Annotated in this window: 8 protein-coding genes and 1 pseudogene; all 9 read left to right on the top strand. The window is 72.4% G+C overall.

What is annotated here, in order from left to right; translation table 11 throughout:
* Nucleotides 1-310 (top strand): annotated as a pseudogene (locus ABD308_RS27765) (hypothetical protein); the annotation flags it as partial.
* On the top strand, nt 294-707 hold the full coding sequence (locus ABD308_RS27760) for a roadblock/LC7 domain-containing protein (RefSeq protein ID WP_344340049.1): 414 nt from the start codon (nt 294-296) through the stop codon (nt 705-707). The pseudogene ABD308_RS27765 and the gene ABD308_RS27760, both read left to right, overlap by 17 nt.
* On the top strand, nt 704-1054 hold the full coding sequence (locus ABD308_RS27755; protein ID WP_344340044.1) for a DUF742 domain-containing protein: 351 nt from the start codon (nt 704-706) through the stop codon (nt 1052-1054). The genes ABD308_RS27760 and ABD308_RS27755 overlap by 4 nt, the downstream gene beginning before the upstream one ends.
* A gap of 16 nt (nt 1055-1070) precedes the next feature.
* A complete protein-coding gene (locus ABD308_RS27750; protein ID WP_344340064.1) occupies nt 1071-1682 on the top strand; it encodes a GTP-binding protein in 612 nt (203 codons plus the stop codon).
* On the top strand, nt 1679-2935 hold the full coding sequence (locus ABD308_RS27745) for a cytochrome P450 (RefSeq protein ID WP_344340040.1): 1257 nt from the start codon (nt 1679-1681) through the stop codon (nt 2933-2935). The genes ABD308_RS27750 and ABD308_RS27745 overlap by 4 nt, the downstream gene beginning before the upstream one ends.
* Nucleotides 2936-2985: 50 nt before the next feature.
* Nucleotides 2986-4197 (top strand): cytochrome P450 family protein, encoded by a 1212-nt coding sequence (locus tag ABD308_RS27740; RefSeq protein ID WP_344340037.1) that lies wholly within the window; start codon nt 2986-2988, stop codon nt 4195-4197.
* A 275-nt stretch (nt 4198-4472) separates the two neighbouring features.
* Nucleotides 4473-5885 carry an ABC transporter substrate-binding protein gene (locus tag ABD308_RS27735; RefSeq protein WP_344340033.1) on the top strand — a complete coding sequence of 471 codons (1413 nt, stop codon included), beginning with the start codon at nt 4473-4475 and terminating at the stop codon, nt 5883-5885.
* Nucleotides 5886-6048: 163 nt separating this feature from the next.
* Nucleotides 6049-7041 (top strand): carbohydrate ABC transporter permease, encoded by a 993-nt coding sequence (locus ABD308_RS27730; protein WP_344340029.1) that lies wholly within the window; start codon nt 6049-6051, stop codon nt 7039-7041.
* Nucleotides 7038-7955, top strand: coding sequence for a carbohydrate ABC transporter permease (locus ABD308_RS27725; RefSeq protein ID WP_344340025.1), 918 nt, complete (start codon nt 7038-7040; stop codon nt 7953-7955). The genes ABD308_RS27730 and ABD308_RS27725 overlap by 4 nt, the downstream gene beginning before the upstream one ends.
* The last annotated feature ends 323 nt before the right edge of the window (nt 7956-8278 follow it).

Below are 8278 nucleotides of genomic sequence, written 5' to 3'. Positions count from 1 at the left end.
GCCGTACCGCTCGGCGCAGCAGGCGCAGGCGTTCATGTCGATGTTCCAGGCCGGTACCGCCAGCGGCCGCTCGGCCGCCCGGGCCAACTCCCAGGCCCAGTCGGTGTACCAGGCCCAGTCCGCGTACCAGGCCCAGGCCGAGGCCCGGCAGCAGGACCGGACGGCCCGCCCCCACGGCCCGTCCGGCCAGGACCAGGGCGGTCCCCACCCCTCGGGCCACTCCCCGGCCCCCGCCCCGCACGACCCTTCCCTTCCCTCTTCCCCCCAGCTTCCCCAGCGTTCCGGAGAGTTCCATGACCACCACCCCTGACCTCGGCTGGCTGCTCGCCGACATCATCAACGTCCCCGAGGTCCAGCACGCCGTCGTGGTGTCCAACGACGGCCTGGAGATCGGACGCAGCGAGGGCATCGTCCGCGAGGACGCCGAGCGCCTCGCCGCCGCCTGCTCCGGTCTGCAGTCGCTGGCCCGCGGCGTCGCCCAGGGCTTCGGCGGTCACAACAGCGCCACCCGGCAGATCATCATCGAGTACGGCGGCGGCTACCTCTTCATCGTCGCCGCCGGCGCCGGCGCCCACCTGGCCGTGGTGACCGGCGAGGCCGTCGACGCCGGCCTGGTCGCCTACCAGATGCAGGTCCTCGTCGAGCGGATCGGCACCCACCTCACCAGCCCGCCGCGCGCCGACCTCGCGGCGGGGGGCCACCGGTGAGCGGCGGCCCGGTCCGCCCCTACGTCATCACCGGCGGCCGCAGCCGCTCCACCCGCCCCGAGCTGGCGATCGAGAGCCTGGTCAGCGCCTTACCGGAGCGGCCCGAGCTGCCCGAGGACCCGCTGCTCAACCGTGAGCACCAACGCATCGTCCAGCTGTGCCACAGCCTGCTGTCGATCGCCGAGGTGGCGGCCCACCTCGGGCTGCCGCTCGGTGTCGTCAAGGTGCTGGTCGGCGACCTCTGGGACCTCGGCGCCGTCCAGGTGCTCCCGCCCGTCCCGCAGGCCGAGCGCCTGCCCACCACTCTCCTGGAAGAGGTGCTCGTTGGCCTCCGCCAACTCCGCTGACCCGCTCGCCGCCCCGGTGGCCGCCGCGCCCTCCGGCCCGCCCGCCGAGCCGCACTACCTGCCGCCTTCCGTCCAGGGCGCGGTGAAGATCCTGGTCACCGGCCCGTTCGGGGTCGGCAAGACCACCCTGGTCGGCTCGCTCAGCGAGATCACCCCGCTGCGCACCGAGGAGACCATGACGGCCGCCAGCGCCGGCGTGGACGACCTCACCGGGCGCAGCGGCAAGACCACCACCACGGTGGCCCTGGACTTCGGCCGGATCACGCTCAACCGGCGGCTCGCGCTGTACCTGTTCGGCACGCCCGGCCAGCAGCGGTTCTGGCCGCTCTGGGACGACCTGTCGCGCGGCGCGCTCGGCGCGATCGCCATGGTCGACCTGCGCCGCCCGGACGAGAGCTTCGACGTGCTCGGCCGGCTGGAGGAACAGCAGATCCCGTTCGCCGTCGCGGTCAACACCTTCCCGGACTCGCCGAGTTACCCGGAGGAGGAGATCCGGGCCGCGCTGGACCTGCTGCCCGGGGCGCCGGTCCTGTACTGCGACGCGCGGGACCGGCGGGCGGCCTACGACCTGCTGATCGACTTCGTCGACCACCTGCACCGCACCGCCGTCCTGGAGCTGGAGCGATGACCCTTCCCGAGTCCGCCGGCACCGCCGTCCCGCCGCCGGGCTGCCCGGCGCACGCCGGCGCCGTCCCGCTGTACGGCCCGCGCTTCCAGACCGACCCCTCCCAGGTCTACCGCGAGATGCGGGCCGCGCACGGCCCGGTCGCGCCGGTGGAGCTGGCCGGCGGGGTGCCGGCCTGGCTGGTGATCGGCTACCGCGAGCTGCAGCTGGTGACCGGCCGGCCGCAGCTGTTCGGCCGCGACTCCGCCCGCTGGACGGGCTGGTCGGCGATTCCCGAGGACTGGCCGCTGAAGCCGATGATGGCCCCGGTGCCGTCGGTCCTCTACACCGAGGGCGAGGAGCACGTCCGGCGCTCGCGGGCGGTCACCGACGCGCTGGCCGCCGTCGACCCGTACGAGCTGCGCAAGCACTGCGAGGAGCTGGCCGACCGGCTGATCGACGGGTTCGCCGGGCGCGGCGAGGCGGACCTGGTCGCCGAGTACGCGCACCGGCTGCCGCTGCTGGTGCTCTGCCGGGTGCTCGGGCTGAGCGAGGAGCGGGCGCCGGTGCTCATCGAGGCCCTGCTGACCATGCTGGACGGCGGTGCGGACGCGCCGGCCGGTGCCCAGCGGCTGCTCTCGGCGATGCTGGAGCTGGTCGAGGAGAAGGCCGTGCGGCCGGGCGACGACGTCGCCTCGCGGATGCTGGCGCACCCGGCGGGCCTGACCCACGAGGAGGTCATGCGGGACCTGCGGGTGCTGCTGATCGCCGGTCACCAGCCCACCTCGTACTGGGTCTCCAACGCGCTGCGGCTGATGCTCACCGACGAGCGGTTCGCCGCCTCGCTGTCCGGCGGGCGGCGCAGTGTCGGCCAGGCGCTGAACGAGGCGCTCTGGGAGGACACCCCGACGCAGATCTTCGCCGGCCGCTGGGCGGTCCGCGACACCCGGCTCGGTGGCCAGCGGATCGCCGCCGGGGACATGCTGCTGCTGGGCTTCGCGGGCGCCAACGCGGACCCGTCGGTGCGCCAGGAGGACGGCAGGCCGGCCGAGGGCAACCGCGCGTACCTGAGCTACTCGTACGGCGAGCACGGCTGCCCGTTCCCGGCGCAGGAGGCGGCCGAGGTGATCGCGACCACGGCGGTCGAGGTGCTGCTGGACCGGCTGCCGGACCTGCGGCTGGCGGTGGCCGAGCACGCGCTGGTGTGGCGGCCGTCGGCCTGGGTGCGCGGGCTGGTGGCGCTGCCGGTCTCGTTCACACCGGGGTACGCGGGCTGATCCGCGCGGCATGCCCCCCGGGACCCCGAACCGAAGGAGAGACGCAAGCGATGACCGCCCCCGCCCCGATCGTCCTCGACCCGCTGGCGCGCGACAACGCCGCCGAGGGCGCGCTGCTGCGCGCCGCCGGCCCGGTGGTGCCGGTGGAACTGCCCGGCGGCGTCGCCGCCTGGGCGGTGACGCGGCACGCGGCCGCCCGTGAGCTGCTGACCGACGCCCGGCTGGTGAAGGACGCCCGGCACTGGGCGGCGTACCAGCGCGGCGAGGTGCCGAAGACCTGGCCGCTGATCGGTCTGGCGGTGCCGGGTCCGAGCATGGTGACCACCGACGGCGCCGAGCACCGCCGGCTGCGCGCCCTGGTGGCGCACGCGTTCACCCCGCGCCAGGTGGAGCTGATGCGCCCGCGGGTCGAGGCGATCACCCGGGACCTGCTGGACACCCTGGCGGCGGGGGAGCCGGTGGTGGACCTGAAGTCCGCCTTCGCCTTCCCGCTGCCGATGACGGTGATCTGCTCGCTGCTGGGCGTGCCGGAGTCGGAGCACGGCCATCTGCGGGACCTCTACGAGCGGTTCTTCGGCGCCCGGCCGAACCCGGAGGGCATCCAGGCGACCATCGCCGGGCTGAACGCCTTCGTCAACGGCGTGGTGGCGCGGCGCCGCGCGGCGCCCGGCGACGACCTGGCGAGCGTGCTGCTGGCGGCCGACGCGGAGGGCGGGGCGCTGACCGACGCGGAGGCGGCGGCCACCCTGCGGGTGATCATCGCGGCGGGCCACGAGACCACGGTGAACCTGATCGGCAACGCGGTGCGGGCGCTGCTCGCGCACCCGGACCAGCTGGCGCTGGTGCGGGAGGGGAAGGTCGGCTGGGACGCGGTGGTGGAGGAGTCGCTCCGCTGGACGCCGCCGACCAGCAACTTCCTGTTCCGGTTCGCCGCCGAGGACGTGCCGGTGGGCGGCACGGTGATCCCGCGCGGTGAGCCGGTGCTGATCTCGTACAACGCGATCGGCCGGGATCCGGCGCAGCACGGGGTGACGGCGGAGGTGTTCGACGTCACCCGGGACCCGATCCGGCACCTGTCCTTCGGCCATGGTCCGCACGTCTGCCCGGGGTCGCCGCTGGCCCGGCTGGAGGCGGGGATCGCGCTTCCGGCGCTGTTCGAGCGCTTCCCGGGGCTGTCGCCGGCGGTGCCGGACGAGGAACTGCGGCCGAGCGGCTCGCTGGTGGTGAACGCGCTGAAGGAACTTCCGGTCCGGCTGTTCTGACGCGAATGTTCGGAGACGCGAGGGAGCAGAATCGTTTCCTCGTGCGGTTGTTCGGCCCTGCCCGGTTCTCCCCGGGCGGGGCCGTCCGGCGTCCGGGTCACAACCGGGGCACACGGGAGTGAAGGTCGCGTTCGGACCTTGGCGGCACCCGGCGGCTGCGTTACCGTCTTTGGATCGGCCGGCCGCCGCGTCCATGTCGAATGTCGAACTCCGGTACAGCGCAATGCCGTTCTGTCGTACAGCCGAGCGTTCACGCCTTGGCGAGGAGGACCGCGTTGACTCCCACCCCGACCGTGCCGTCCATGACCGCGCCGCCCCCGTCCAGTGGCCGGCGGCGCCGTTCACCGGCCGTCGTGGCCCTGCTGGCCGTCGCGGCCCTGACCGCGGCCTGTTCCAACAGCTCCGACACCTCCGGAAGTTCGGGCGGGTCGGGCGACGGCCAGACCCTGTCCGGTGACTGCGCCAAGTACCAGTCGTACGCCGGGCACGCGGGCAAGACGGTGACGGTCTTCGCCTCGATCCTCAGCCCCGAGTCGGACAACCTGGAGAAGTCCTGGGCGGACTTCAGCAAGTGCACCGGCATCAAGATCAGTTACGAGGGCAGCAACGACTTCGAGTCCCAGCTCCCGGTGCGGGTGAGCGGCGGCAACGCGCCGGACTTCGCGATCATCCCGCAGCCCGGCCTGCTGGCCCAGATGGTCAAGAGCGGCAAGGTGGTCAAGCCGCCCGAGCAGACCGTGGCCAACCAGGCGAAGTGGAGCCCGGTCTGGAAGACCTACGGCTCGGTCAACGGCACCTTCTACGCCGCGCCGATGAGCGCCAACATGAAGTCCCTGGTCTGGTACTCGCCCAAGGCGTTCAAGCAGGCCGGCTACTCGGTGCCGAAGACCTGGACCGACCTGTTGGCGCTCAGCGACCGGATCGCCAAGGCCGGCGGCGGCAAGCCGTGGTGCGGCGGCATCGCCTCCGGCACGGCCACCGGCTGGCCGGCCACCGACTGGCTGGAGGAGGTGGTCCTCGGCTCGTACGGCGGTGACGTGTACGACCAGTGGGTGAGCCACCAGGTGAAGTTCTCCGATGCGAAGATCACCGCGGCGATGAAGACGGTCGCCGACTGGATGCAGAACCCGGCCTGGGTCAACGGCGGCTACGGCGACGTGAAGTCGATCGCCACCACGACCTTCCAGGACGCCGGCACGCCGATCCTCACCGGCAAGTGCTTCATGCTCCAGCAGGCGTCCTTCTACAAGGCGCAGTGGCCCAAGGACACCAAGATCGGTCCGGAGGGCGACATCTTCGCCTTCAACCTGCCGGCGGTGAACCCGTCGGTGGCCAACCCGGTGGAGGGCGGCGGGGAGTTCCTCACCGCGTTCGCGAGCCGGCCCGAGGTGCAGGCCGTGCAGAACTACCTGTCCAGCAGCGACTGGGCGAGCAGCCGGGTGCGGACCGCGACCGGCTGGGTTTCGGCCAACCAGGGCGTGGACAAGAGCCTGTACACCGATCCGATCGACCGGATCTCCGCCGACGCGCTCACCGACCCGGCGGCGACGTTCCGGTTCGACGGCTCGGACCTGATGCCGGCCGCGGTCGGCGCCGGGCAGGAGTGGAAGTCGCTCACCGCCTGGTTCGCCGAGGGGCAGTCGATCCAGAAGACCGCCGCGGACATCGACGCGGCCTGGCCGCAGTAGCGGCGCGCGCCGCAGGACCACCTGCCGAAGGGCGGTGCGGGGCCACCCACCCGCACCGCCCGCCTCCTCCGCGCCCCGTCCTCCGCCGGGTGCGCGCGGAGGCACCCCCTTCACCCTCCTCCCGGTCCCCGTTCCGCCCTCCGTTGGGAAAGGACGTCCCGTCATGTCCCTCTCCGCCGGCGCCTGGGGCGACGCGATGGTCAAGTTCGGCAACGGCTTCGGAGCGATCGCCGGCTTCCTCGGCATCCTGTTGCTGGTCTTCCTGGTCGCCGGACGCGCCTCCGGCCGGATCGCCCGCCCGCTGGCCGTGCTGGTGCTGCTCGGCCCGGCGGTGGCGCTGCTGCTGGTCGGCCTGGTCGCGCCGCTGGTCCGCACCGTCTACCTGAGTCTGTACAGCGACGACAGCAGCCGCTTCGTCGGCGGCGAGAACTTCGGCTGGGCGTTCACCAGCGAACCGTTGCGCGAGGTGCTGGTCAACACCCTGCTCTGGCTGGCGGTCGTTCCGCTGGCGGCCACCGGGCTCGGCCTCGTGCTGGCCCTGCTGGTGGACCGGATGCGCGGCCAGGCCGTCTACAAGTCGCTGATCTTCATGCCGATGGCGATCTCGCTGGTCGGCGCCTCGATCATCTTCAAGTTCGTCTACGAGTCGCGCGACCCCTCGCAGCGGCAGATCGGCCTGCTCAGCCAGCTGGCGATCTCGCTCGGCTGGGACGACCCGCCGAACTGGATGCTCTCCCAGCCGCTCAACACCTTCCTGCTGATGGCCGTCATGGTGTGGGTGCAGACCGGCTTCGCGATGGTCGTCCTCTCGGCGGCGATCAAGGCGATCCCGGACGACGTCACCGAGGCGGCCCGGCTGGACGGCGCGCAGGGCGTGCGGCTGTTCTGGTTCGTCACGGTGCCGATGATCCGCACCACGGTGGTGGTGGTGCTGACCACGGTGATGATCACCACCCTGAAGGCCTTCGACATCGTCCGCACCATGACCGGCGGCAACTTCGGCACCCAGGTGCTGGCCAACGAGATGTACTCGCAGTCCTTCGTCCAGTTCAACACCGGGCGGGGCAGCGCGCTGGCGGTGATCCTCTTCCTCGCGGTGCTGCCACTGGTGGCCTACAACATCCTCCAGCTGCGCAAGGAGCGTGCGGTCCGATGAGCGTACGGCGCGACGGCAACGCCGTCCGGAAGGCCTTCTCCGCCCCGCTCGCCTCGGTCTTCGTGATCGCGGTGACCGTGTTGTGGACCGTCCCCACCGTCGGGCTGCTGGTCACCTCGCTGCGGCCCAAACGGGACGTCACCGCCGACGGCTGGTGGAACGCCCTGCTCCATCCCGACTTCGGCCTGGACAACTACCACACGGTGCTGTTCGAGGGCGGCTCCGGCGTCTCCACCGGTCTGATGCCCTTCCTGGTGAACTCGCTGGCGATCAGCGTGCCGGCCACCCTGTTCCCGCTGGCACTGGCGGCGATGGCCGCGTACGCGCTGGCCTGGGTGCGGTTCAAGGGCAGCGACACGCTGTTCTTCGTGGTTTTCGCGCTCCAGGTGGTGCCGCTGCAGATGGCGCTGATCCCGCTGCTCCAACTGTTCTCGGGCGGGGCGCACCTGGGCCCGCTGACCCTGCTGCCGGCGCTGGACCTCAAGGGCACCTACGCGCCGGTCTGGCTGGCGCACACCATGTTCGCGCTGCCGCTGGCGATCTTCCTGCTGCACAACTTCATCGCCCAGCTGCCGCGCGACCTCATGGAGGCGGCTGTGGTGGACGGCGCCTCGCACTTCAAGATCTTCCGCTCCATCGTGCTGCCGCTCTGCACCCCCGCGCTGGCCTCGTTCGCGATCTTCCAGTTCCTCTGGGTCTGGAACGACCTGCTGGTGGCGCTCACCTTCGCGGGCGGCACGCCGGAGGTGGCGCCGATGACGGTCCGGCTGGCGCAGCTGTCCGGCTCCTTCGGCGGGCGGTGGGAGCTGCTCACGGCGGGGGCGTTCCTGTCGATCGTGATCCCGCTGGCGGTGTTCTTCGCGCTCCAGCGCTACTTCGTGCGCGGGCTGCTGGCCGGGTCGGTCAAGGGGTGACCCCGTTCCGTCCGAGGCCGGGGGCGGTTTCGCCCGGGGTCGGGGCGGGTTGGTCCGGGGAAGCGCCGGGGTTCACGCCGTTCGATGGCGAATGTGGCGATTTCGTGGACACGATCGGCGGCAACCGGTACACCGGTGAGGGGAGTCGGCCGAGGTGACACAGGGGGGGGGCGGTCATGGCGGACACGGGCAGTGGCGCGGGCACCGGCGTACGCGCACGGGCGGGTACGGGCAGGGGCGTCGGAGGGCGCGGGGGCGGGTGGTGGCGGAGCCGGGCCGTGGGCCTGCTGGTGGCTCTCGCCACCGCGGCCGGCCTGGGCGTC

This window comes from Kitasatospora putterlickiae (genome assembly GCF_039527695.1).
GTDB lineage: Bacteria > Actinomycetota > Actinomycetes > Streptomycetales > Streptomycetaceae > Kitasatospora > Kitasatospora putterlickiae.
Note: the sequence above shows the minus strand (reverse complement) of the source record. Positions and strands in the feature narration are given on the sequence as shown.